At 36.1% G+C, this 24,078-nt stretch carries 26 protein-coding genes and 1 pseudogene; 23 read left to right on the forward strand and 4 right to left on the reverse strand.

The window, feature by feature from the left end; translation table 11 throughout:
* The first annotated feature begins 133 nt into the window (after positions 1-133).
* The 3 genes and pseudogenes from C511_RS16415 (at position 134) to C511_RS0107740 (ending at position 1,875) form a co-directional block, all read left to right on the forward strand.
* On the forward strand, positions 134-730 hold the full coding sequence (locus C511_RS16415; protein WP_051260486.1) for an RHS repeat domain-containing protein: 597 nt from the start codon (positions 134-136) through the stop codon (positions 728-730).
* Positions 731-1,021: 291 nt separating this feature from the next.
* A pseudogene (locus C511_RS16420) lies at positions 1,022-1,414 on the forward strand (M15 family metallopeptidase); the annotation flags it as partial.
* Between the two features lie 2 nt (positions 1,415-1,416).
* Positions 1,417-1,875, forward strand: coding sequence for a hypothetical protein (locus C511_RS0107740; RefSeq protein ID WP_148297774.1), 459 nt, complete (start codon positions 1,417-1,419; stop codon positions 1,873-1,875).
* A gap of 66 nt (positions 1,876-1,941) precedes the next feature.
* On the opposite strand, the gene C511_RS0107745 is transcribed toward C511_RS0107740, so the two are convergent.
* The 3 genes from C511_RS0107745 to C511_RS17235 all read right to left on the reverse strand — a co-directional run bounded on the left by C511_RS0107745 (position 1,942) and on the right by C511_RS17235 (position 3,827).
* Positions 1,942-2,568: a hypothetical protein gene (locus C511_RS0107745; RefSeq protein WP_024997629.1), complete on the reverse strand. Its 627-nt coding sequence runs from the start codon at positions 2,566-2,568 to the stop codon at positions 1,942-1,944.
* Positions 2,569-2,661: 93 nt separating this feature from the next.
* The gene (locus C511_RS17230; protein WP_024997628.1) at positions 2,662-3,195 is read right to left on the reverse strand and encodes a hypothetical protein; all 534 of its coding nucleotides are present in this window, start codon (positions 3,193-3,195) and stop codon (positions 2,662-2,664) included.
* Positions 3,196-3,230: 35 nt separating this feature from the next.
* Positions 3,231-3,827: a hypothetical protein gene (locus tag C511_RS17235; protein ID WP_148297773.1), complete on the reverse strand. Its 597-nt coding sequence runs from the start codon at positions 3,825-3,827 to the stop codon at positions 3,231-3,233.
* Between the two features lie 377 nt (positions 3,828-4,204).
* Here C511_RS17235 and C511_RS18305 point away from each other — a divergent pair, with 377 nt between their 5' ends.
* The 6 genes from C511_RS18305 (at position 4,205) to C511_RS0107795 (ending at position 8,820) form a co-directional block, all read left to right on the forward strand.
* The gene (locus tag C511_RS18305) at positions 4,205-5,122 is read left to right on the forward strand and encodes an RHS repeat-associated core domain-containing protein (protein ID WP_024997626.1); all 918 of its coding nucleotides are present in this window, start codon (positions 4,205-4,207) and stop codon (positions 5,120-5,122) included.
* A gap of 5 nt (positions 5,123-5,127) precedes the next feature.
* On the forward strand, positions 5,128-5,700 hold the full coding sequence (locus C511_RS0107775) for a DUF4738 domain-containing protein (RefSeq protein ID WP_024997625.1): 573 nt from the start codon (positions 5,128-5,130) through the stop codon (positions 5,698-5,700).
* Between the two features lie 699 nt (positions 5,701-6,399).
* A complete protein-coding gene (locus C511_RS0107780) occupies positions 6,400-6,855 on the forward strand; it encodes a DUF6443 domain-containing protein (protein ID WP_024997624.1) in 456 nt (151 codons plus the stop codon).
* Complete coding sequence (locus C511_RS18420) at positions 6,856-6,990, forward strand: hypothetical protein (RefSeq protein ID WP_262482328.1); 135 nt, start codon at positions 6,856-6,858, stop codon at positions 6,988-6,990.
* Positions 6,991-7,172: 182 nt separating this feature from the next.
* Positions 7,173-7,709, forward strand: a complete 537-nt coding sequence (locus tag C511_RS17250) for an RHS repeat domain-containing protein (protein ID WP_051260490.1) — start codon at positions 7,173-7,175, stop codon at positions 7,707-7,709.
* Positions 7,710-7,962: 253 nt separating this feature from the next.
* The gene (locus C511_RS0107795) at positions 7,963-8,820 is read left to right on the forward strand and encodes a hypothetical protein (RefSeq protein WP_024997665.1); all 858 of its coding nucleotides are present in this window, start codon (positions 7,963-7,965) and stop codon (positions 8,818-8,820) included.
* 219 nt (positions 8,821-9,039) lie between these two features.
* Here C511_RS0107795 and C511_RS17855 read toward each other — a convergent pair whose 3' ends face one another.
* Positions 9,040-9,177, reverse strand: coding sequence for a hypothetical protein (locus C511_RS17855; protein WP_154657487.1), 138 nt, complete (start codon positions 9,175-9,177; stop codon positions 9,040-9,042).
* Positions 9,178-9,727: 550 nt separating this feature from the next.
* On the opposite strand from C511_RS17855, the gene C511_RS0107805 reads away from it, so the two are divergent.
* The 14 genes from C511_RS0107805 to C511_RS0107880 all read left to right on the forward strand — a co-directional run bounded on the left by C511_RS0107805 (position 9,728) and on the right by C511_RS0107880 (position 24,043).
* Positions 9,728-10,006: a hypothetical protein gene (locus C511_RS0107805; RefSeq protein ID WP_024997664.1), complete on the forward strand. Its 279-nt coding sequence runs from the start codon at positions 9,728-9,730 to the stop codon at positions 10,004-10,006.
* 258 nt (positions 10,007-10,264) lie between these two features.
* Complete coding sequence (locus C511_RS0107815) at positions 10,265-10,684, forward strand: hypothetical protein (RefSeq protein WP_024997662.1); 420 nt, start codon at positions 10,265-10,267, stop codon at positions 10,682-10,684.
* Between the two features lie 799 nt (positions 10,685-11,483).
* Positions 11,484-11,942 (forward strand): hypothetical protein, encoded by a 459-nt coding sequence (locus C511_RS0107825; RefSeq protein WP_024997661.1) that lies wholly within the window; start codon positions 11,484-11,486, stop codon positions 11,940-11,942.
* Positions 11,943-11,972: 30 nt separating this feature from the next.
* Positions 11,973-12,284, forward strand: coding sequence for a hypothetical protein (locus tag C511_RS0107830; RefSeq protein ID WP_027318007.1), 312 nt, complete (start codon positions 11,973-11,975; stop codon positions 12,282-12,284).
* A gap of 6 nt (positions 12,285-12,290) precedes the next feature.
* The gene (locus tag C511_RS0107835; protein WP_024997660.1) at positions 12,291-12,770 is read left to right on the forward strand and encodes a hypothetical protein; all 480 of its coding nucleotides are present in this window, start codon (positions 12,291-12,293) and stop codon (positions 12,768-12,770) included.
* Positions 12,742-13,311 carry a hypothetical protein gene (locus C511_RS0107840; RefSeq protein WP_148297779.1) on the forward strand — a complete coding sequence of 190 codons (570 nt, stop codon included), beginning with the start codon at positions 12,742-12,744 and terminating at the stop codon, positions 13,309-13,311. Before C511_RS0107835 ends, C511_RS0107840 begins: the two co-directional genes overlap by 29 nt.
* 182 nt (positions 13,312-13,493) lie before the next feature.
* Positions 13,494-13,799: an RHS repeat domain-containing protein gene (locus C511_RS16445; protein WP_024997658.1), complete on the forward strand. Its 306-nt coding sequence runs from the start codon at positions 13,494-13,496 to the stop codon at positions 13,797-13,799.
* Positions 13,800-13,913: 114 nt separating this feature from the next.
* Complete coding sequence (locus tag C511_RS16450) at positions 13,914-14,144, forward strand: hypothetical protein (protein WP_034781941.1); 231 nt, start codon at positions 13,914-13,916, stop codon at positions 14,142-14,144.
* 261 nt (positions 14,145-14,405) lie between these two features.
* On the forward strand, positions 14,406-15,023 hold the full coding sequence (locus tag C511_RS16455; protein ID WP_024997657.1) for a hypothetical protein: 618 nt from the start codon (positions 14,406-14,408) through the stop codon (positions 15,021-15,023).
* A gap of 360 nt (positions 15,024-15,383) precedes the next feature.
* A complete protein-coding gene (locus tag C511_RS17500) occupies positions 15,384-16,484 on the forward strand; it encodes an RHS repeat domain-containing protein (protein WP_226992589.1) in 1,101 nt (366 codons plus the stop codon).
* A 5-nt stretch (positions 16,485-16,489) separates the two neighbouring features.
* Positions 16,490-16,777 (forward strand): hypothetical protein, encoded by a 288-nt coding sequence (locus tag C511_RS0107865; RefSeq protein WP_027318008.1) that lies wholly within the window; start codon positions 16,490-16,492, stop codon positions 16,775-16,777.
* Between the two features lie 199 nt (positions 16,778-16,976).
* Positions 16,977-19,190: an RHS repeat-associated core domain-containing protein gene (locus C511_RS16465; RefSeq protein ID WP_154657489.1), complete on the forward strand. Its 2,214-nt coding sequence runs from the start codon at positions 16,977-16,979 to the stop codon at positions 19,188-19,190.
* Between the two features lie 25 nt (positions 19,191-19,215).
* Positions 19,216-19,788 (forward strand): DUF4738 domain-containing protein, encoded by a 573-nt coding sequence (locus tag C511_RS0107875; protein ID WP_081698283.1) that lies wholly within the window; start codon positions 19,216-19,218, stop codon positions 19,786-19,788.
* Positions 19,789-20,524: 736 nt separating this feature from the next.
* Positions 20,525-24,043: a hypothetical protein gene (locus C511_RS0107880; RefSeq protein ID WP_027318010.1), complete on the forward strand. Its 3,519-nt coding sequence runs from the start codon at positions 20,525-20,527 to the stop codon at positions 24,041-24,043.
* Positions 24,044-24,078: the final 35 nt, after the last annotated feature.

Raw genomic sequence — 24,078 nt, forward strand, 5'->3', positions numbered from 1 at the left:
TACTTCGATCACGCAGGAAGACTGACAACGGTGAAACATAAACTCAATACGGACAGTATAGTGACACTGGCAGAAAATACCTACGACAAACTGGGGCGTCTTAAAAACGAATAAAAAGAATAAGCAATCTGCTATGATCTGGAGCGTTGCGGGAGAGAACAAAACAAAAGAATTCCTTTACGATAAAAATGCCAACCTGATAAAAGATTATAATAAAAGTATAACCGAAATCTCATATAATGTATTAAATTTGCCGCAGACGCTTAAGATTTCTTCTGCCACGAATACATACACGTATGCAGCCGACGGACGGAAATTGAAAACGGTGCTCGGTGGTAGTAAAATAACTGATTACTGTGGCAATGTGATCTATGAAAACGGCTTATTGAAACGCATTCTGGTTGATGGAGGCTATATAGAAAACGGTACATACTATTTCTACCTGACGGACCATTTGGGTAATAATCGTGTGATAGCCAGCTCTAGTGGCAGTATTGTTCAGAGTAATCACTATTATCCGTTCGGAATGTCATTTGCTGAGGGTTCCGCAACCAGCCAGCAGCCTTACAAGTACAACGGTAAGGAACTGGATACGGAAAGAGGGCTTAACCTTTATGATTATTCAGCCCGGTATATGGATCCTGCATTGGGACGGTTTAGTACGGTGGACCCGATGGCGGAAAAGTATTATGATAGTTCTCCTTATGCTTATACAGCGATAACCCTATAAATTTGATTGATCCAGATGGACAATCTTGGGAACCGTTTGATAAAAAAGGTAATTCGGTTAAAGTGAATGATTATGATAATATACAGGTTATCGTTGGGTTGATTATGACACTGATAAAGACGGGGATAAAGTTGCACGAGCAAACACAGTAGAAATTGCATATGTTTTTGGAGAAGGAGGAATGACGACGTTAAGTTCTGAGGGTTATAAAGCAAATCAGTCTTGGCAAGCGTATCAAGATATCAGTACAGGTAGTGAACCTACAGACAAAAAAATGCATCTCTTCATCCTTCAATCCAAAATCGAATGAAATCGTTTGTATTAAAGGCTAAATATAGATATAATATAGATTTACGAGTGACGGATGGTTTTAGAAGTGTCGAAGAACAAGATAAACTATATGCGAAAGGAAGAACAGCTCTTGGCAGTATTGTCACAAAAGCAAGAGGCGGATGTAGCAACTATAACTTTGGATTAGCCATTGATATTGTTCCAATTGAAAATGGAAAATTGAATTGGGAAACTAATAATTGGGATATCATTGGTCGAATAGGCGAGAGCAGAGGGCTTGAGTGGGGAGGCAGATGGAAATTTTTAGATAGGTCACATTTTCAAAATTTACAAGGAAGGACTTTGCAACAATTACGAACTTTACCTAAAAAGAAAGGATTACCCATATTATGACAATGAAAACGATGTTAATTTCCTTAGTGTTAGCATTGACAAGTTGCAATTTAAAAGATAGCAATGAACCGAAGTCTGTTAAAACTATTACAAAAGAGAATGATGTAATAAAGAAAGATACGATAATTACCTACAATATTGATGGCATTAGTTCTGAAGGGACAGAAGCGAAGGTTATTTATAAGAAGCAAAAAATTTATGAAAGTGAAATAAATGTATATGGAGAGACGGGCCAAGTGAAATTAACCTACAAGTTCTTTTCTACAGATATTGAGGTTACAGAGAATAGCTATAAGTATAAAGAGGATCTTAAAAGTGTTAATAGTAAAGACGATTTGATTTTATCAAATTCGGTTAAATACTATATTGATTATTCAGGAAAAGTATTATCAAAAAATATAAAAAAACATATAGATATTTTTAAAGAATTTAAGGTATCTGTTCCTTTTGAATTAAAATAATAAGAAGAGGGTGTGTCGTCAAGACACACCCTCTCTCATGATGTACATTGATTATTGCCTAAGCGATTATTTCAATTTAAAATCTTCTATTTGTTCATCCCAAATAACAATACCCTTTTTAATGGGCTCTGTACGTATATTATTGATAATTCCGTTTCGGGCTATCTGGTATACTTTGGTTTCTATTTTGCTGTTCATTTCGGACTTGTTAAACTCTAGGATTTTAATTTGCTGCACTTCGATGTTCTCCCTTGTTATTTGTGTCAAACTAATCCAGCCATCATTGTCCTTACTTATTGATTGTGAGGATAATATTCTACCTTGCTTAGAATAAACTATCAGGACAACCTCCGACAAGTCAAAATCATATGGGGTTGTACCTTCATATTTTTGCTTGTGTACAAGAACAACGTGATAATCACCAAGAGCAAACTTAACCCCATAATCATATCTGTATTCCGTAGAGTTTACAGAATAATTTGTGGAGTCATTACAAATAAACTCTTTCACCAAATTTTCAATAATTTCGTGATTTATTTTGTTTGGATAAAAAATGGTGCTGTATGTTTTTCTGTCAACTGTCAAAGGCAGTTCAACGCTTCTGAAATTTGACAGATATATAACAAACTCTTGATTTTGTCCTTTACAGCTTAAGGTAAGGAATGAAATTATTATTAGAATAAGATGTTTCATGGCGTTATCTGTTGCGTCTTACTGTTGTTACAGTATAATTATATTTACTCCTCCCATGATTATAGGACCCCGTCATCTTATTATTGCTTATCGTCAATTGATTATTAGAAGATGTCCCATAATTGGATTACCGTTTTCCAGAGCTTGGCCAATCACGGCAAATCCAATGCTTGCATTTGCATTCGCATCGCCAGCTCGTCCGTTGGCAGCTGTACCTGTAACTAATACTTCTGTTCCTCTAACAGTGGTTTCTACTCCTTCGTTCTCTAACATTTCCGAACTTGCTTGGTAATAATTCGTTCCATTAGTAATTTGAGATTCCCAACTGGATTCTTTTGCCCCTGTAAAGGTCATCAATGTTGCGTCAATTTGAGTATAAGTAATAGAAATAACATCTCCTATATCCATCGTATAACTTGCTCCAATATTTTTATACCCTTCAATATTTCCATTTCCTTCTTGCCATAGGACATTGCCTTTTTCATCTTGATACCAATCCTTACCATTGTACTTGTAAGGTTGCTGGCTGGTTGTGGAACCCTCAGCAAATGACATCCCGAACGGATAATAATGATTACTCTGAACAATACTGCCACTGGCACTGGCAATCACACGATTATTACCCAAATGATCCGTCAGGTAAAAAGAGTATGCGCCATTTTCTATTTTCCTCCGTCGGCCGCATACGTATATGTATTCATGGCAGAAGAAATCTTCAACGTCTGCGGCAAATTTAATACATTGTATGAGATTTCGGTTATGTTTTTATTATAATCTTTTATCAGGTTGCCATTTTTATCGTAAAGGAATTCTTTTGTTTTGTTCTCTCCCGAAACGCTCCAGCTCATAGCAGATTGCTTATTCTTTTTGTTCGTTTTAAGACGTCCCAGTTCGTCGTAGGTATTTTCTGTCAGTGTCACTATACTGTCCGTATTGAGTTTGTGTTTCACCGTTGTCAGTCTTCCTGCGTGATCGAAGTACATTACACCGCAAAGATAGGAGGGAGTGGAACTGCCTTCTAGCTTGGCTGTCAGGGCGCCTGTCAAAAAGGTTTTGGCACTTGCCGTATAACGGGTATCGTAACCTGTTTCGGCATCGTATTTGAAGTTTGCATCCGTAGAAGCCGGTATGCCATTGGTACCCATAAAAGCATAGTCATCATAGTAGCTGACGTTCAGCACAGTGGAGCTTACAAGGGTAATACCCGATAAGAAATACCCTTTGTAGGTACCTGTTACATTATCACGGGTGGCTTTCACCACAATGCCATTCAAAGGTAGGTGGCGGATAGAGCGCTCAAGGTGTTTTTACAGGTGCTACTCCTTACGGTCTTATCGACAACCTGAGCATGACTTATGCCGGCAATCAACTGGTGAAGACAGAAGGCACAGGTTTCTCTGTGACTCTCTCTCAATCGATGGATTTTAAGAACAATGCCAATCTTGCAACAGAATATCTTTACGATAAAAAGATTAATCAGATAAAAATATTATAATAAAAGTATAGCTGAAATTTTATATAATGTATTAAATTTGCCGCAGACGCTTAAAATTTCTTCTGCCACGAATACATATACGTATCCAGCCGACGGAGGAAAATTGAAAACGGCACATACTATTTTTACCTGACGGATCATTTGGGTAATAATCGTGTGATTGCCAGCTACAGTGGCAGTCTTGTTCAGAGTAATCATTATTATCCGTTCGGGATGTCTTTTGCCGAGGGTTCAGCAACCAACCAGCAACCTTACAAGTACAACGGTAAGGAACTGGATACCGAGAGAGGATTGAATTTGTATGATTACTCGGCTAGATTGATGGATCCTGCATTGGGTAGGTTTAATACTGTAGATCCAAAAGCGGAGAAAACGATTCGGATTTCTCCATATGTGTATTGTTCTGACAATCCAATAAACAAGATTGACCCGGATGGAAGAAGAGAATGGCCAGTGAATAAAACTTATAATGGAAATGGACATAGCCATGAGAATAATTGGCATGCACCAAGACTTCGTGGGAGATTACACCAAGGAGTTGACATTAATCATACGGGAGGCGGCAATACGGACCAGGGAGCGCCAATTGTTGCAACTCACAACGGAACCGTAACAAGAGTAGGACATGCTGGAGATGGAGATGGCGGCGGTAACAGGATAAAGATAACTTCAGCAGATAGTAAAGTTTCGACTTCATACATGCATTTAGATGCTACAAGTTCTGGTCTTAAAGTGGGTAGTGAAATAAAAGAGGGGCAACAAATTGGAACTATGGGCGGATCTGGTAAAAATGGCCAAAGTGACTACACGGAACACTTGCATTACGAAATATCAGTGAATGGATCTAATATAAATCCGGCTAACGGAGCGAATCATTTGGTTGACCCTCAACAAATAATAGATTCCAGCACTCCTACTCAACAACCGGAGTACAATGGTGGAACTTTGCCTGAGGTCACAGTAGTTGGACAGAGTCCTGAAGCACCCCAAAGACCACTGCCTGAAATATCTGTTTCTGAAATAATATTAAAAAAAATGGAGATAATTATTCAAGACTAAAAGATATGAGTAGAAAATATTTATTTGCATTAATATTCGTAGTAGAATATTTATTATCATCATGCAATGGGACAAAAAATAAAATAAATGATGAAAATACAAGAGATACTATTAGTGTAGATCTTTCTAGCAAACCTGTCCAAGTGGAAAGAAAACATAAGGTTATACCTTTTGAGTCTGTCAATGTAGATTCTATTATCGGTCGTTATCATGTTTTGTATAAAACACAAGATAATGGGCAAGTTGTTACCAAATATCCAATTATAGACGGAAAAGGAAAGGATACTGTGTATTATGCCTGTAGGGATATGATATTAACCATAAATAAAGATGGCAAAGATATTCTTTTAAATAGGAAAATACAGCAAGATGACTTTAGGGCTTTTATACCTGAAAAAGAGATTGTAAGGTATAGTTTATCTTATTTCTCAATAAGAGAGGCGAGAAACAATGAAATAGTTTTTGAGATTAGTTTTTGTGTTCCAGATACAGATGTCTGTTATTGGTTCGAATTAATTGTATTAGACAATGGCGATGTGAAAATTAATGAAATAATAGTCGAAGAAAGTGATATGTAATAGATATTTAACGAAAATAGAAAGGTCTGGCATTGTCTAGACTTTTCTGTTTTTACTGTTTCCTTTGTTGTCATGCCATCGATGGCACTCCATTCAATGATTTTTCTATCAAATAAATTCAGCGCTATGATCTGGTAGGCAAAGTCCCCACCCAGAACAGGAAGATTGGTTACGTCTGAGGCGCAAGCTAAATAATTTTTCATATGGATAACAACTGTTGCTCATGGAGCTTTCTGCTGTTACCTACAGGAGATTGCATTCAGGAATAATATCCGCTTTTGCGACCTTTAAAATTCTACACATCAATATCACGTATGCGTTTTCTCATTTCAGGGAGTTGCTTTTATTCAGGAGTCTGTTTGATAATGCCATTACTGGGAAATGACCTTTGCTTTTCTCGCCAACGATAAAGCAAAGAGCCGCTCGCACCAAGTTTACCGACTATACAACTTGCGTTTTTTATCATATAACTCAATTTAAGCACATTCTCTTTTATTTGGTAAAGTTACTTTTTATACTCAACTCAATGTCTGGATAAACATAGCTATTCTGTTTTGATGTTATTTTATTCTTAAAACTATGATATAACATAGAATTAACTTATGGAAATTTGTTTTAATGTTTAGAACCTCTATTTTTGAGAAATGACTTATTTCCTACTTTTAAATAATTATTTGTTGGGTTTTAGAAGTTGCTGAAGTGGGTCGTGAGCCTAAAGAATGGCTTCCTGCTTCCGTATCCGGTAATAACGGTTCTTATGTCCCTTTGAATACGTTGATGACCCATGCCTCAGGCAGTTATCCCGGAGAGACCAAACCTTATGCCCTCCCTGTTTCTGAATCCTCTCCCTTGAACCGTGTTCTGGAACAATACGGTCCGGGTCAGGCCTGGCAAAACAACTCCCGAAGTGCCAAAAAACTTTTGACAGGTACCCTGACAGCCAGACTGGAAGGCAGTTCCACTCCCTCTTATCTTTGCAGTGTAATGTACTTCGATCACGCAGGAAGACTGACAACGGTGAAACATAAACTCAATACGGACAGTATAGTGACACTGGCAGAAAATACCTACGACAAACTGGGACGTCTCAAAACGAATAAAAAGAATAAGCAATCTGCTCTGATCAGTTCGTATGCCTATAACATCCGTTCCTGAATGAAGTCCGTTGCTTCCCCTCTTTTTAGTCAGACTCTTTACTATAATGATACTTATGCGGGCAATACCCCTCGTTATAACGGTAACATCTCTGCCATGAGCTGGAGCGTTGCGGGAGAGAAGAGAACAAGATAATTCCTTTACGATAAAAATGCCAACCTGACAAAATATTATAATAAAGGTATAACCGAAATCTCATATAATGTATTAAATTTGCCGCAGATGCTTAAGATCTCTTCTGCCACGAATACATATATGTATGCGGCCGACGGAGGGAAATTGAAAACGGCGCATACTATTTTTACCTGACGGATCATTTGGGTAATAATCGTGTGATTACAAGTGCCAGTGGCAGTATTGTTCAGAGCAATCATTATTATCCTTTCGGGATGTATTTTGCTGAGGGTTCTGCAACCAGCCAGCAACCTTACAAGTACAACGGTAAGAAACTGGATACCGAAAGAGGACTTAATCTTTATGATTATTCGGCTAGATTGATGGATCCGGCATTGGGACGGTTTAATATGGTGGACCCGATGGAATGGATTGGTATCAAAGTAATGAGGATGAAACCCGATATCTATGGCGGGAAGGTCATAAAGATATTATTAAGTGATAACAGTCCGCTGTCAGGAAATTCTAAGTCTGAACTGTTCAATGGCTTGACAAACACAGAAAAGAGCGAAATTGAGCATCGGATAGGTAAAACTCTAGTGGGCATTGCAGCTGTAGAATTCGCAGGAGCGTTAGCAGGAAGAGCATTGGCCTTTTCAGGGTCATGGTTGAAAGTTCTTTTTAAGGGAGCCACTAAGGGAGTGGCTGAAGCAGAGAAAGTTATGGCTCATATTTACTAGAGTTTCAAAGCGGTAAATTCTACGCAGGTAAGGGTTTAGAGTCTCGAATGATGCAATCAATAAATCGTATCGAAACTAGATACGGTGACAAACTTCTAAAAAGCACATTTTATCCAGCATCAAGTACAAGGGCAGCGTTTATTAATGAGCATAAGTTGATGATGCAATTTGGCGGCCCAAAAAGCTTCAACCCTTTATCACCGACTTATAATAAGATATTTTCACCTGGTAAAAAATTAGGAGGGTTTTAATTATGGTAAAAGAAACTGAAGAAGGATTGAAAATCTTAGTAGGAATAAATGGACAGGAGTCACTATTTATAAACTCTGATAGACTTTCTGATTGTATAGAGTATTTATACAATAATAATTTGCGGTTTATAACAATAAACAGTTTTCAAAATTACAAGGCAAAAGATATTGGTTTTTTGACTGAGCTTAAAGACTTTTTAGAAGGGTTATCTGTTTTGGAAACACATTATGATTATAGTATAGTAAACGAATTGCATAAGTTAAAATACCTTGGTATTCCTGATAATGGAAAAGATGTAATTGATTTAAAAAACTTTCCTGATATTGAGATGTGCGGTGTCGCATTCTCTGAAAGATTACAAGGTTTAGAATTTTGCAATAATTTGAAAAGCCTTACTGTGAGTAATTATAAGCCTAAAACCAAAGATTTATCTACCTTACCATCACTGAGTAATTTAGAGCATTTAAGTTTGATAAAAACAAATATTGCCACCTTGCAGGGTGTTAATAATTTTAATAATCTTAAGAGACTTGAAATATTTAGTGCTTCAAAATTGGAAACCATAGCAGCATTACAAGTCTTATTAAGTAGCCTTGAAGAAATACAAGTGGAGCTGTGCAAGAAAATAACTGATTTTGAAACATTGGGGAAAGTGAAATCCCTTAAAAAAATAATACTGTCTGAATCAGGAGAAATTAAAAGTCTTGCTTTTGTAAAGGATTTGCCCGAACTTGAATTTATAAGCTTTTGGGGAACAAATGTTTTAGATGGGAATATTAAATACTGTGAGGGCATAAACTATGTTGGCTTTGATAATAAAAAGCATTACACTCACAAATTAGAACAGTTTAAGAAATAACAATGGCCCCCGCAAGAACGAGTCTTCCCATTACATTATACTTTGCAATTTAGTTTGCTTAATAAACGTATCAAGGAGGGCAAAAACATGTTGTTTGTAGCTCTCTTTTAGTTTCTTTAGTATATCTGGAATCTTATTGACAATACTTTTCTTTAAAAGGATATCGGTAGAGTCTACCAAATAATCCAAAGATACTTCAAGAGCTTCGGCTGCGTATTTCTATGGACCCTTAAAATTCTCCACCTGAATATCACGTATACGCTTTTTCATCTCAGAGAGTTTCTTTTCTTCAAGAGTTTGTTTGATGATGCTATTGCCGGGAAAGAGAGTCATAATGTGTTCTTTCTTCTTTTTCATTTGGTAAAGTTAAACTTTTTATGCTTAACTCAAATGTTTGCTTAGAGTTAGCTATTCCATAATTATACGATAATACAACATTTAATTGTGTTAATTCAGATAATCATGATTTTAACAAAAAGATTGTCTATGAACGTTATGATGACTTAGGCAGTCCTACAAGCGTAAATACAAGATAACGAGAATGTTTTACGCCGGCAATCAGTTGGTGAAATCAGAAGACACAGGTTCAGTGGTGACTCTCTCAACCGATAGATTTTAAGTAGGCAATACCAACCTTGCAGCAGAATATCTTTACGATAAAAATATTAATCAGATGAAAATATTATAATAAAAGTATAACTGAAATCTCATATAATGTATTAAATTTGCCGCAGACGCTTAAAATTTCTTCTGGCACGAATCCATACACGTATGCAGCCGATGGACGGATTCGAAGGCTATAAAAAATGTGGGCTCTTCCATGTCAATTCAAACAGATAAATATTCTTATTTGAATTTTTATTAAAATGCGGGAGTAAAATCTAACAAAGCCGTTAATGCTTTTGATTTGATTGCTTCCAGTGGCAAGTTGCAAAACATTCTATTAGGTGATAACAGTCCGCTGTCAGAAAATTCTAAGTCTGAACTGTTCAATGGCTTGATAAACCGAGAAAGGAGTGAAATTGAGCATCGGATAGGTAAAACTCTAGTGGGCATTGCAGCTGTAGAACTCGCAGGACCGTTAGCAGGAAGGATATTGACCTTTTCAGGAGCATGGTTGAAAGCACTATTTAACGGGGCTGCAAAGGGGGGAGACAATTATTGGAGAAGGGATGAAGCGTGTTAGCGTGGAAGCTGCTAAACGTCCGGGGTCAGTGATTTTGAATAACATGCCAAAATATACAGGAACTGCTGATCAAGTTACAAGTCAAATGATGACTTATAACCGACAATGGATTTTGCAGCAGAAGAGAAGCGGCAGACCTATTTTGGATATTGGGCTTGATGTTACGAGAGCTAATCTGAGTATCTTTTATTAAATGGAGCAAAATATGATAAAAAATTATTTAAAGTTTCATTCTAACGCATTTCAAATTATAAAGCCATGATAGAAATACAAGAATATATAGAAGCTGTTAAACTTTTTTATTCTTTTCTTGAAGCCGAATTTGGTTTTAGTAAAGTAAATGAAACTATTAATGGAAATGCTTTTTATGATGTTGAGTTTAAGAATAAAGAAAGAATAATTTCTATTTCATACGAAAATATAGAAGACCATTTAGAGGTTATTATTTTTATGTTGCAAAACGGAAAATTGCCTGACTATGACGATAAAACAAAAACGCTGCATTTGCAACAGCTTAATCGACAGGTAATGGCAAAAGCAAGTAGAGAGGAAATTATTTTGAATGCCGAATATTTTGCCAAGTGCAAAGCAAAGAATGAAATAGAACGGGAATTATTAAAAGAGGCAAGAGAGCTTCGATTATGTTTGAAGCATTTTAATGAACTACAATTATTATAATGAAAAAAAGACAAGTTGAATTTGGATTTTTTTAGTGTATTAGAGCTTGTTTAAAAATGGTTGGAATAAAAAATTAAAAGAGTTTCTTTTTCTTTTGAATAGTTGTTTTCTTTGAAGTGACCAAACCTAAAAGAAATGTACCCAACAGGTTTGAAAGAAAATCAGTGACAATATATGGTGAAAACTTTGCTTATGCAAGCACGTAAGCGAAAATATTATTTAAAAGAAATCTGGAATGTCATCTTTTATGTAGTAAAAACAGGATGTCAATAGCATATGTTGTCTACAGATTATCCTAAATGGCAATTAGTTTACTACTATTTCCGTAGTCTGTAGAAGCTATGAACTAACATTTGATTCGGCTGAAGAAATGGTCAAGATTGCAGTTATAAAAAGATTAATCAGATAAAAATATTATAATAAAAGTATAACTGAAATTTCATATAATGTATTAAATTTGCCGCAGACTCTTAAGATTTATTCTGGCACGAATCCATACACGTATGCAGCCGATGGACGGATTCAAAGGCTATAAAAAATGTGGGCTCTTCCATGTCAAATCAAACAGATGAATATTCTTATTTGAATTTTTATCAAAATGCGGGCAACTTGCAAGACTTTATATGAGATATCCTTTGACCATACAAGAAATTATGTCAACTGATAAAGGTATACCAGATGCAACTTTCAAAGGAGGTATGAATTGGGTGTGCCTGGAACTTTTAGGGGCACAAGGAATATGGAAATTATGAATTAATCCTAAAACGAATGTTGTTTATTACCTTAATATTACATACTAATGAAGTTTAATGTAGAATATACAGGCGTTGCAGAGGAAAGAGTGTTAACTTATGATATTGAAGAATGCTCTTTTGATATTGAACCAACAGTTCAAGAAATAAATCTTGATATAGTTGTCAATAAGTTGAATCTTACTGTAGTTGATAACAATAAAGTTATTCAAGTATGGGGCTTTTGTGGTTTTACTACTTGGATAAAATCTGATTGTAAAGTTCCACAAAGTACAAAAGGGACTTTACAGGTCATGGATGATTTAAAAGCTGGCGTCGGTTCTTACAGGGTGAATAAAGAGGATTTTCCAGTTTACATAAATGCTCAAACAGGGTGGGTATGTATTGGTAACCCTGAAAAGTCAGGTAATGCGGTTGAATTTATCAATAACTGCATTGCAGTTATTGACACCTATAATGAATTTGTATCCTTATGGTTGAGGCCTCAAACCTTACCGAAAATATAAAGAAGTTATAATAAGAAAGCCTCGGAGAAATTGAAAACGGTGCTCAATGATAGTAAAACAACTAATTACTGTGGCAATGGTGCTAATAATCCAGTAAACCGCATAGCCCCTAACGGGAGAACTAACTTTGAGGTTAATGGTAAAGTAATTGGTAATGATGACAAAATGAATGGCACAAAAAAATCTTGGTTTAATCAGTTTCCCTCGTTTGTTGATGTAGAAAATGCAGGTACAGGAACTCATTATGTTTTTGGCAGAGGCGATGGAAAAGTTTATGTTTATACTTCGGTCGGTGTGCAGGCAGTTATTCCAATGAAAAGATTTGTAAATTCTAAAAGATAGAGAGGTATGAAAAAAAAAGTCATCATTATTGTTCTTTTTATGTTCTTTCAACTCAAAGGACAGGCAAATAATCAGTTAAATGAAATGATAATTTCAAGTATCAATTCATATATTACTTGGAAAAATAGTTTTGTAAAACGTGGAATTAGTGTGCGTGATACTTGCCATTATTATATTTGTAAAGACGGCTTACCTGCTGATTTTCCTTGTAATAGTATGCAGAATGTTACCTTTTTGAGTTTGCATAATTGGAATGGTTTATCGAAATCGTTGCAAAAGGAATTAAAAAAAGGAATAAGTGCGTGTTGTGTATGGTTAAAACTAACAGACAGGCAGTTAGCTATTAGGATTGGCGGTAGGGGTGTTAAACTGATTAAGAAAAATAATCTTGGAATTAGTGTCGGAGATTGGGGCATTTTTACTTATGAATACTCTTGCGAAAAGCAAAAATGGTTGCTTGCCAATACCGAATACGGCGGTATTTGAGTTAAGAGGGCGAATCAAAGCCCTTGTAAGCCCCACTGTGCTCAACTTTAGCCACTATGATGACTATGCTTTTATGGGTACCAACGGTATACCGGCTTCTACGGATGCAAACTTCAAATACGATGCCGAAGCTGGTTACCACACCCGTTATACGGCAAGTGCCAAAACCCTTTTGACAGGTACCCTGACAGCCAGACTGGAAGGCAGTTCCACTCCCTCTTATCTTTGCAGTGTAATGTACTTCGATCACGCAGGAAGACTAACAACGGTGAAACATAAACTCAATACGGACAGTATAGTGAAACTGGCAGAAAATACCTACGACAAACTGGGACGTCTTAAAACGAATAAAAAGAATAAGCAATCTGCTCTGATCAGTTCGTATGCCTATAACATCCGTTCCTGGATGAAGTCCGTTGCTTCCCCTCTTTTTAGTCAGACTCTTTACTATAATGATACTTATGCGGGCAATACCCCTCGTTATAACGGTAACATCTCTGCCATGAGCTGGAGCGTTTCGGGAGAGAACAAAACAAGATAATTCCTTTACGATAAAAATGGCAACCTGATAAAAGATTATAATAAAAGTATAACTGAAATCTCATATAATGTATTAAATTTGCCGCAGACGCTTAAGATCTTTTCTGCCACGCATACATATATGTATGCGGCCGACGGAGGGAAATTGAAAACGGCGCATACTATTTTTACCTGACGGATCATTTGAGTAATAATCGTGTGATTGCCAGTGCCAGTGGCAATCTTGTTCAGAGTAATCACTATTATCCTTTCGGGATGTCATTTGCTGAGGGTTCCGCAACCAGCCAGCAGTCTTACAAGTACAACGGTAAGGAACTGGATACGGAGAGAGCATTGAATTTGTATGATTACTCAGCTCGGTATATGAATCCTGTATTGGGATGGTTTAACACTGTGGACCCGATGGCGGAGAAGTACTATGAAATTAATCCATATGCATATTGTGGAAACAGTCCAGTGAACAGAATTGATCCCAAGGGGAAAGAATAGGTAACAGATAAAGATAAAAATATAACATGGAACGATAATGCAATATCAGCCAAAACTACACCTAAAGGATACACATATATTGGAAACGATAAAGCTCTTTTAGGGCATTTAGACATGTCATATAATTTTCCAGAATTATCTTCAAATCAAATTGGTTTTGTTACATTTGATAAAAATGTGGGAATGCATATGATAAATATAAAAGAAAATAGTAATGTCGGGATTGAAGTAAATGCAATGATGGACACTGATAATGCTACAGGAACTAATATTGCAGGGAAAACTTTTGATGGGGTTTTGTTGTTACCAACGTCAGCTCAAATTGTGGAACAGATGGAGAATTAACAGGATCTTCTAGTAGTATGACAGTAGAGTATGGGGGCGAACTTATTCGAGGGTATTAACAGAACCTACTGGGGTTAATTTCTCACAAACAGGGACAAGAGTTATACAAGGAGTTATTTCTGTCCCAGTTTCCAATGTTAGTTTTAGTAGTAGTTTTTCTAAGATAGAAGTTAAAGGTAATTGGTGTGTTACTAAACCAGAGGGAAGAACACCGGTAGTCACGCTTGGTTTCTTCCCAATCCCCAAAAGTTTTACGCATAAATGGACTTTCCCAAAACAATAGGAGATAATAACATGAAAATCAATATTATATTCTACTCTTTTTTATTCTTTTTATTTTCTTGCAAAGTAGAAAAAGATAGTAATTGCAATGTTTTACTAAGAAAAGCAAAAGAAAATTTGAATAGTTTTTACAATAAAAACGATGCCGACTATTTAATAGCTTCAAAAATATATCTTGATAGTATTAATTGTAATTCATTTAAATATAAAATATTCAACACAAAAACAACGATTCTCTTTTTATTGAAGGATTATAAGGAAGGCATTCAATACGTTTCATCCTTAGACTCAACTGCTTTTGATAAAAACTATATAAAATCAATGTACTTGAATAGGTTTAAAGCTCTCGAAAGTGAAAGTAGGTCAGATACAATTCATCGGAATCAATATTACAACGAAGGATTGTCGGCAATACGTTTGTACATGAATGAGCATCCCTCTGATAAAGAGACTTTATGTGAATACTATCTTTTCAAAATGTTGTTTACTGATCGTACAGAGGTCCTTAGAGAAGTAGAGTTGTTGAAAAAACAGGAAATGTACGAAAATGAATTCTTGGAGGTTTTGATTGAGACGATAAATAATTTTAAAAAATAGGCTTGCAGGGTAATGTTTTTATAGCATCCCCCCCCCTCATATATTTGGCAAATTCAATCTATTTGAAGTTATTTCTTTCCTAGATAGCTTTTACGTTGTCATATAAACTCGTGAATGCAAAAGAAATTGTAACTTTATGTATGATACCTCTCTCGTCTTGTCAGAGGAGGCTACCCACAAAAGAACAATACCAACCTTGCAACAGAATACCTTTACGATAAAAATGGCAACCTGATAAAAGATTATAATAAAAGTATAACCGAAATCTCATATAATGTATTAAATTCGCCGCAGACGCTTAAGATTTCTTCTGCCACGAATACATACACGTATGCGGCCGACGGACGGAAATTGAAAACGGTGCTCGGTGGTAGTAAAACAACTGATTACTGTGGCAATGTGATCTATGAAAACGGTTTATTGAAACGCATTCTGGTTGATGGAGGTTATATAGAAAACAGCACATACTATTTTTATCTGACGGATCATTTGGGTAATAATCGTGTGATTGCCAGCTCTAGTGGCAGTATTGTTCAGAGTAATCACTATTATCCGTTCGGGATGTCATTTGCTGAGGGTTCCACAACCAGCCAGCAGCCTTACAAGTACAACGGTAAGGAACTGGATACGGAAAGAGGGCTTAACCTTTATGATTATTCTGCCCGGTATATGGACCCTGCATTGGGACGGTTTAGTACGGTGGACCCGATGGCAGAGAAGTATTACTCTTGGTCTCCTTATGTGTATGTTGGAAATGATCCTGTCAATTTGTTTGATCCCGATGGAATGGATTGGTATCAAAGTAATGAGGATGAAAACCGATATATATGGCGGGAAGGTCATAAAGATATCGAAGGCTATAAAAATGTGGGCTCTTCCATGTCAATTCAAACAGGTAAAGATTCTTATTTGAATTTTTATCAAAATGCGGGAGTTAAATCTAACAAAGCCGTTAATGCTTTTGGTTTGATTGCTTCCAGTGGCAAGTTGCAAAACATTCTATTAGGTGATAACAGTCCGCTATCAGAAAATTCTAAGTCTGAACTGTTCAATGGCTTGATAAACCGAGAAAGGAGTGAAATTGAGCGTCAGATAGGGCGAACTCTTGTGGGCATTGCAGCTGGAGAACTCGCAGGACCGTTAGCAGGAAGAGCATTGGCCTTTTCAGGAGCATGGTTGAAAGCACTTTTTAAAGGGACTGCTAAGGGAGGAGGAAAAGAGTTATTCAATTTTAGTGCGAAAGCGGCTGAACATATGACAAACCCTGGCAGAGCGGTTCCTGTTCAAATTTTAGAGCAAGCTATAAAAGGCTCAAGAGGAGTAGCAGATCCGAGAGGTTCAAGGGCGTTAATGCATACTATTGAAATGTGGAAGAATGGAAAGGCGTATAATCTGGAGGTCCTTTATGACAAGACAACAAACTATATTTGGCATTTTAAATATAGCCCAATAAAACCATAATGAATATGTACGATAATAACGATAAACGAAGATTATATTGGCTTATTGACCAATATTTATTGAATAAAATCGATGAATCTATTTTTTGTGATGAATTTTATTATTCATACGATTTGGAAGTTAGTAGCGAAACGCTTAGTGAAATTGAACAACAAGCATTCTTAGAACTAAGCAAAGTTGTCAGCAGGTTTTCGCAATATGAAGAAGATCATAAATTGGATGCTCGTGCTTTTTCTACTGTGCAAGAATTGAGACAAAAAATAATAGAGACTAAAGATAAATTAAAAGAGTAAACCCCAGTTTAGCTAGACTTTAGTTTGTGATAACTTTTAAGTTTAGCGCTGTTTAAGAAAGCAGCAATCATTGCAAAATTTACCCTTTATCATTAAGGAGAACTTCACGGTTCCTGATGTTTTTGGTCGCGTAAGTGTTTCGGGCACCTAAAACACCCTGAACACTCTATCCGCTACTTCACCTTTGAATGGTATTGTGGTGAAAGCCACCCGTGATAATGTAACAGGCACCTATAAAGGGTATTCCTTATCGGGTATTACCCTTGTAAGCCCCACAGTGCTGAACATCAGCTACTATGATGACTATGCTTTTATGGGCACCAACGGCATACCGGCTTCTACGGATGCAAACTTCAAATACGATGCCGAAACAGGTTACCACACCCGTTATACGGCAAGTGCTAAAACCTTTTTGACAGGCACCCTGACAGCCAAGCTGGAAGCCAGTTCCACCCCCTCTTATCTTTGCAGTGTAATGTACTACGATAACCGCGGACGTGTGATTCAAACCAAATCACAGAACCACCTGTCGGGCGGTATCGAAAAAGAATACGTTGCTTATAACTTCACGGGACAACCCACCGGAAGGAAGCACGTGCATTCCGCTACAGGCAAGGCAACCCAAACGGAACTTTATACGTATGCCTACGATCATGCGGGAAGACTGACAACGGTCAAACATAAACTCAATACGGGCACTGAAGTGACACTGGCAGAAAATACCTACGACGAACTGGGACGTCTTAAAACGAACAAAAAAAATGGGCAATCCGCTCTGACCAGTTCGTATGCCTATAACATCCGTTTCTGGATGAAGTCCGTTGCTTCCCCTCTTTTTAGTCAGACGCTTTACTATAATGATACTTATGCGGGCAATACCCCTCGTTATAACGGTAACATCTCTGCCATGAGCTGGAGCGTTTCGGGAGAGAACAAAACAAGAGGTTACAACTTTACGTATGACAATCTTTCTCGTCTTACCGGAGCGGGGTATCTGGAAAACGGCAATGCCAATGATCGTTTCAATACCTCTTACGCTTATGACAAGCACGGTAACATGACCTTGCTCAGTCGCAGAGGTAATACGGGTACCACTACGTACGGCCTGATCGACAACCTGAGTATGACTTATGCCGGCAATCAACTGGTGAAGACAGAAGACACAGGTTCCTCTGTGACTCTCTCCCAATCGATGGATTTTAAGAACAATGCCAACCTTGCAACAGAATATCTTTACGATAAAAATGGCAACCTGATAAAAGATTATAATAAAAGTATAACTGAAATCTCATATAATGTATTAAATTTGCCGCAGACGCTTAAGATTTCTTCTGCCACGAATACATACACGTATGCAGCTGACGGACGGAAATTGAAAACGGTGCTCGGTGGTAGTAAAACAACTGATTACTGTGGCAATGTGATCTATGAAAACGGCTTATTGAAACGCATTCTGGTTGATGGTGGTTATATAGAAAACGGTACATACTATTTTTACCTGACGGATCATTTGGGTAATAATCGTGTGATTGCCAGCTCTAGTGGCAGTATTGTTCAGAGTAATCACTATTATCCTTTCGGGATGTCATTTACTGAGGGTTCCGCAACCAGCCAGCAACCTTACAAGTACAACGGTAAGGAACTGGATACGGAAAGAGGGCTTAATCTTTATGATTATTCTGCTAGATTGATGGATCCTGCATTGGGACGGTTTAATACTGTAGATCCAAAAGCGGAGAAAACGATTCGGATTTCTCCATATGTGTATTGTTCTGACAATCCAATAAACAAGATTGACCCGGATGGAAGAAGAGAATGGCCAGTGAATAAAACTTATAATGGAAATGGACATCGCCATAAGAATAACTGGCATGAATCAAGACCTCGTGGGAGATTACACCAAGGAGTTGACATTAATCATACGGGAGGCGGCAATACGGACCAGGGAGCACCAATTGTTGCAACTCACAACGGAACTGTAACAAGAGTAGGGCATGCTGGAGATGGAGATGGTGGCGGCAACAGGATAAAGATAACTTCAGCAGATGGTAAAGTGTCGACTTCATACATGCATTTAGATGCTACAAGTTCTGGTCTTAAAGTGGGTAATGAAATAAAAGAGGGGCAACAAATTGGAACTATGGGCAGATCTGGTTCAAATGGTCAGTTTGATAAGGATTATAAGTCTCATTTGCATTACGAAATATCAGTAAATGGAACTAATATAAATCCGGCTAACGGAGCGAATCATTTGGTTGACCCTCAACAAATAATAGATTCCAGCACTCCTACTCAACAACCGGAGTACAATGGTGGAACTTTGCCTGAGGTCACAGTAGTTGGACAGAGTCCTGAAGCACCCCAAAGACCACTGCCTGAAATATCTGTTCCTGAAATAATATTAAAAAAATAGAGATAATTATTCAACAATAAAAGATATGAGTAGAAGATATTTATTTGCATTTATGCTCGTAGTAGGATATTTATTATCATCATGCAATGGGACAAAAAATAAAATAAATGATAAAAATACAAGAGATACAATTAGTGTAGATCTTTCTATCAAACCTGGCCAAGTGGAAAGAAAACATAAGGTTATACCTTTTGAGTCTGTCAATGTAGATTCTATTATCGGTCGTTATCATGTTTTGTATAAAACACAAGATAATGGGCAAGTTGTTACCAAATATCCAATTATAGACGGAAAAGGAAAGGATACTGTGTATTATGCCTGTAGGGATATGATATTAACCATAAATAAAGATGGCAAAGATATTCTTTTAAATAGGAAAATACAGCAAGATGACTTTAGGGCTTTTATACCTGAAAAAGAGATTGTAAGGTATAGTTTATCTTATTTCTCAATAAGAGAGGCGAGAAACAATGAAATAGTTTTTGAGATTAGTTTTTGTGTTCCAGATACAGATGTCTGTTATTGGTTCGAATTAATTGTATTAGACAATGGCGATGTGAAAATTAATGAAATAATAGTCGAAGAAAGTGATATGTAATAGATATTTAACGAAAATAGAAAGGTCTGGCATTGTCTAGACTTTTCTGTTTTTACTGTTTCCTTTGTTGTCATGCCATCGATGGCACTCCATTCAATGATTTTTCTATCAAATAAATTCAGCGCTATGATCTGGTAGGCAAAGTCCCCACCCAGAACAGGAAGATTGGTTACGTCTGAGGCGCAAGCTAAATAATTTTTCATATGGATAACAACTGTTGTTCATGGAAGCTTTCTGTCTGTTACCTACAGGATATTGCATTTAGGAATAATATCCTCTTTTGCGGCCTTTGAAAATTCTACACATCAATATCACGTATGCGTTTTCTCATTTCAGGGAGTTGTTTTCATTCAGGAGTCTGTTCGATAATGCCATTACTGGGAAATAACCTTTGCTTTTCTCGCCAACGATAAAGTAAAGAGTCGCTCGCACCAAGTTTACCGACTATACAACTTGCGTTTTTTATCATATAACTCAATTTAAGCACATTCTCTTTTATTTGGTGAAGTTACTTTTTATACTCAACTCAATGTCTGGATAAATATAGCTATTCTGTTTTTTTTGATGTTATTTTATTGTTAAAACTATGATATAACATAGAATTAACTTATGGAAATTTATTTTAATGTTTGGAACCTCTATTTTTGAGAAATGACTTATTTCCTGCTTTTAAATAATTGTTTGTTGGGTTTTAAAAGTTGCTGTTATTAATAATCAAATAAATATAGATGTGAATATGAATAAAATTGGAATTGTGCTACTTATTTTATTAAATGTGCAAATGTTGTTCTCGCAAAATAATAACTATTCTTCTTTGGTTATTCCGCCTTCTCCTACCTCGGCAGTTTATAGACAATATGGTAATCATCAGCCCTCTTTATCTTCAGGCAGCATTAATGTTCCTATTCCATTATATGAATTAAAGATTAATGATTTTATTCTTCCGATAACACTAAATTATAATACATCTGGTATTAATGTTGCAGATCGTCCTTTCCCTTGCGGTTACGGCTGGGTATTGTCACCTGGATTAAGAATTACGAGAACTATATTAGGACGTCCGGATGATCATTTTGTCATGGGTTCGCTAGATCCTAGACCTAGTGGCATAGACGAATTTGAACTTTTAAAACGTGGAATCCTGGACCGTGACCAATGCTATGAACACCATATTAGCTTGGATGAATTGTTTGATACACAAAAAGATATATTCAGCCTGCATCTTCCCTCTGGGAATTACACTTTTCTAATAAATAAAATTAATGATTCATTTGAGGTCCTTTCCGTTGGAAATTTATTGAAAATAGATACATATAAAAATCAGCTCGGATACATTAATGGGTTCAAAGTTACTGACGAGAATGGAATTGTTTATAAATTTGGATTGTCTGAAAATGAATTAACAACTAATGAGTACGTAGAATATGTTGGCAAGTATAGTTACATTACGGCTTGGATGTTAAGAGAAATTGTATTACCCAATGATAGTTCGATTAATTTTGCATGGAGGAGTTTTCTTCCGAATGAAAATTATTCTATGAATAATGTATCTATGTTTATTAATGTTCAAGATTTTAAAACAATTACATGTAACGGTGAAGAGTTAATAAATGTTTCAGATGAAGGAGGTGTGCTTGATTATCATGTATATAAGAAATTGTCAATGTTAGAAAAGATAACGTTTTCATCCGGTGACATAACAATTTCTTATAAAGAAGAAGCTAACCCTTTTGTCTCAAAATTGACAGTACGAGATCTTAATGGGTGTATATGTAAAAATATAGATTTTATTTATGGAGAGGGGAACTCTCTTGATCAATCTTTATTAAGAAATATCAAGATGAATGGTGAAGTATATCAATTTGGATATAATAAAAATAGATATTATAAATCAACAACAAGTCTTGATTATTGGGGCTTTTATAATGGTAAAAGTAATTATTCCTTAATTCCTAGGATAGCATTAGCATTATTCTCTTTTTCTGGTTTAAACTGGATTTCACCTCCAAATGAAAGTCGTAATATCGGCGATTCAGACAGGGGGGTTGATTCTGAATCAATGAAGGCTTTCATGCTAGAACGAATTGATTATCCCACAGGTGGTTATACTGAATTTGAATACGAACCACACGCATTTACAGATCAATATCCAATATCTAACATGGCTTTTGCAGTGAGCCCTGAACCGTTAAAAATGGGTGGAGGACTTCGCGTTTCTGAGATAAGGACAAAAAGTGATGTTAAATCACTGATAAATGTGAAGGAATATAAATATGGATTGAATGAAAATGGATTGGCGAATGTATTGATGACTCCTACCATTGATACGTTTATTGATGAAAGTTGTATCATAGAAGATAATAAATGTGCTGGTACAAGAACTTCTCGCCGCATGACTATTAATCCATTATCAAACTATTCTAGTTATTTAATTAATAATCCCATTTGGTATAGCAATGTTGCAGAGTATGTAAATGGGAATAAAACTGAATATGTTTTTGATAATGATATAGATATTAAATCTTCATATGATTTATACCGCCTCATAAAAAGACCTTTTATTCATGCGTATAAGAATTTATTTATAAATGGTCCGCGTTTAATTGAACAAAATGAGTATGTGCTAAATGGAACTCAGTATGCTAAGGTCAGTCAGACTATTTGGTCGTACAAAAAAAAATCATCTGGACTTGTTTTGAATTGGATTATTGAAAGACAGAGTATTAACAGTGTAAGTCAGTCAGGTGTTAACGGACCCGACTTTTTGACTTCTGATTCAAGAAACTTTTTCAGCCCTTATCAGAATGGAAAAATAGGTTATACTCTTATTCCTTATAACATAAATATGGACTATTACGAACTAGAGAATAAAGAAGTACGTCGCGTTGCAAATATAGGCGATATAATTTATAATGAACACTATGATTATAAAAGAGCTACTCAAATCTGGAAGAAAACAATTACAAATAGTCACTCATCAGAATGTCATGTCACTGAATATAAATATCCGTATGACTTTGTTGATGATATATATGCTACTATGACAGGCAAAAATATTATTTCTCCGATAATTGAAGAGATTAATTACAGTAATGGTTTTGAAGTTAAAAGAATAAGAAAAGATTATGCAGATGATATACGTACTTCTGGGATAATACGTCCCATTTCTATCAAATCATCGTTTACCGGTCCGACAGGATTTCATACGGATGTGAGTTTTGATAAATATAACTCGTATGGAAATTTATTACAAGAAACATTGTCTAATGGGCTTGTTAAATCATATTTATGGAGTTATGCTCATCAATATCCTGTTGCGGAAATAATTAATGCTGATTATAATACTGTAAATAATACTCTAACTTTGTTGGGTTGTAACGCTCAAACCCTTTCCTCCGATTCTAGCCCAAATATTAATGTTTTTAATCAGATAAAACAATTAACTAATAGCTTGCCGCAAGCCTTCGTCTCCGTATATAGATACAAACCTCTTATCGGTTTGTTGAATATATTTCAATCTTCAGGATTAGATAATACTTATAACTATGATGATTTTGGAAGATTACAATCTGTGGCATGTAATGATAAAAAAGTAGCTAGTTATACGTATAATTATAAAGAAACAGGAGACCCTATGGGCATTAGCGTTCCGATTGATGCTAGTTATTATATGAGTTCACTTTTATTTAATCATACTTTTTCCGCCGATGTGACCAATAATAAAGGGAGCCTGATGTATGATTGGTATGTACGTAATTCATCAGGTAGTATTTTGGCTAGTGCTGTAAACGTAACATCTAATAAATTCACGGTTACATTGCGAGAAAATGGGGTAATGACATTAACTTGTATAGTTAGAGACTCTTCAACGGGCAAGACAGTCTCGTTAGTACAGAATTTTACCCTTAAAACAATGACTGAATTTATTAATGTGCAAAAAACTGATGATCCCAATTCTTCTTATAGAAGAGCTAAGGCAGATGTTTATTGTGCTGAAGCTTGCACAGTCCGTTTTGAAATAAACTATAGTCGTGCAGATGCGAATATCTATGTAAAATTAGGTTCTTCTGATGTTATGCTCATGTCTGAAGCAGGAGGAACCATAACTCAAGATATTTCTTTTTCTCCTGGATGGTCGTACGTGGATATAAGTATTGAGGGTTATGACCCTTCTGCTATGGTTGATTTGCGGATTTTATCGGTTAGCAATGGTAATTTATGTGGCCCTAGCAATATATTATATTTATGGCCTTAGTAGAGATAAATACTACAATCTATTCGTGATTAATT

The organism is Bacteroides graminisolvens DSM 19988 = JCM 15093, from assembly GCF_000428125.1.
Taxonomy (GTDB): domain Bacteria; phylum Bacteroidota; class Bacteroidia; order Bacteroidales; family Bacteroidaceae; genus Bacteroides; species Bacteroides graminisolvens.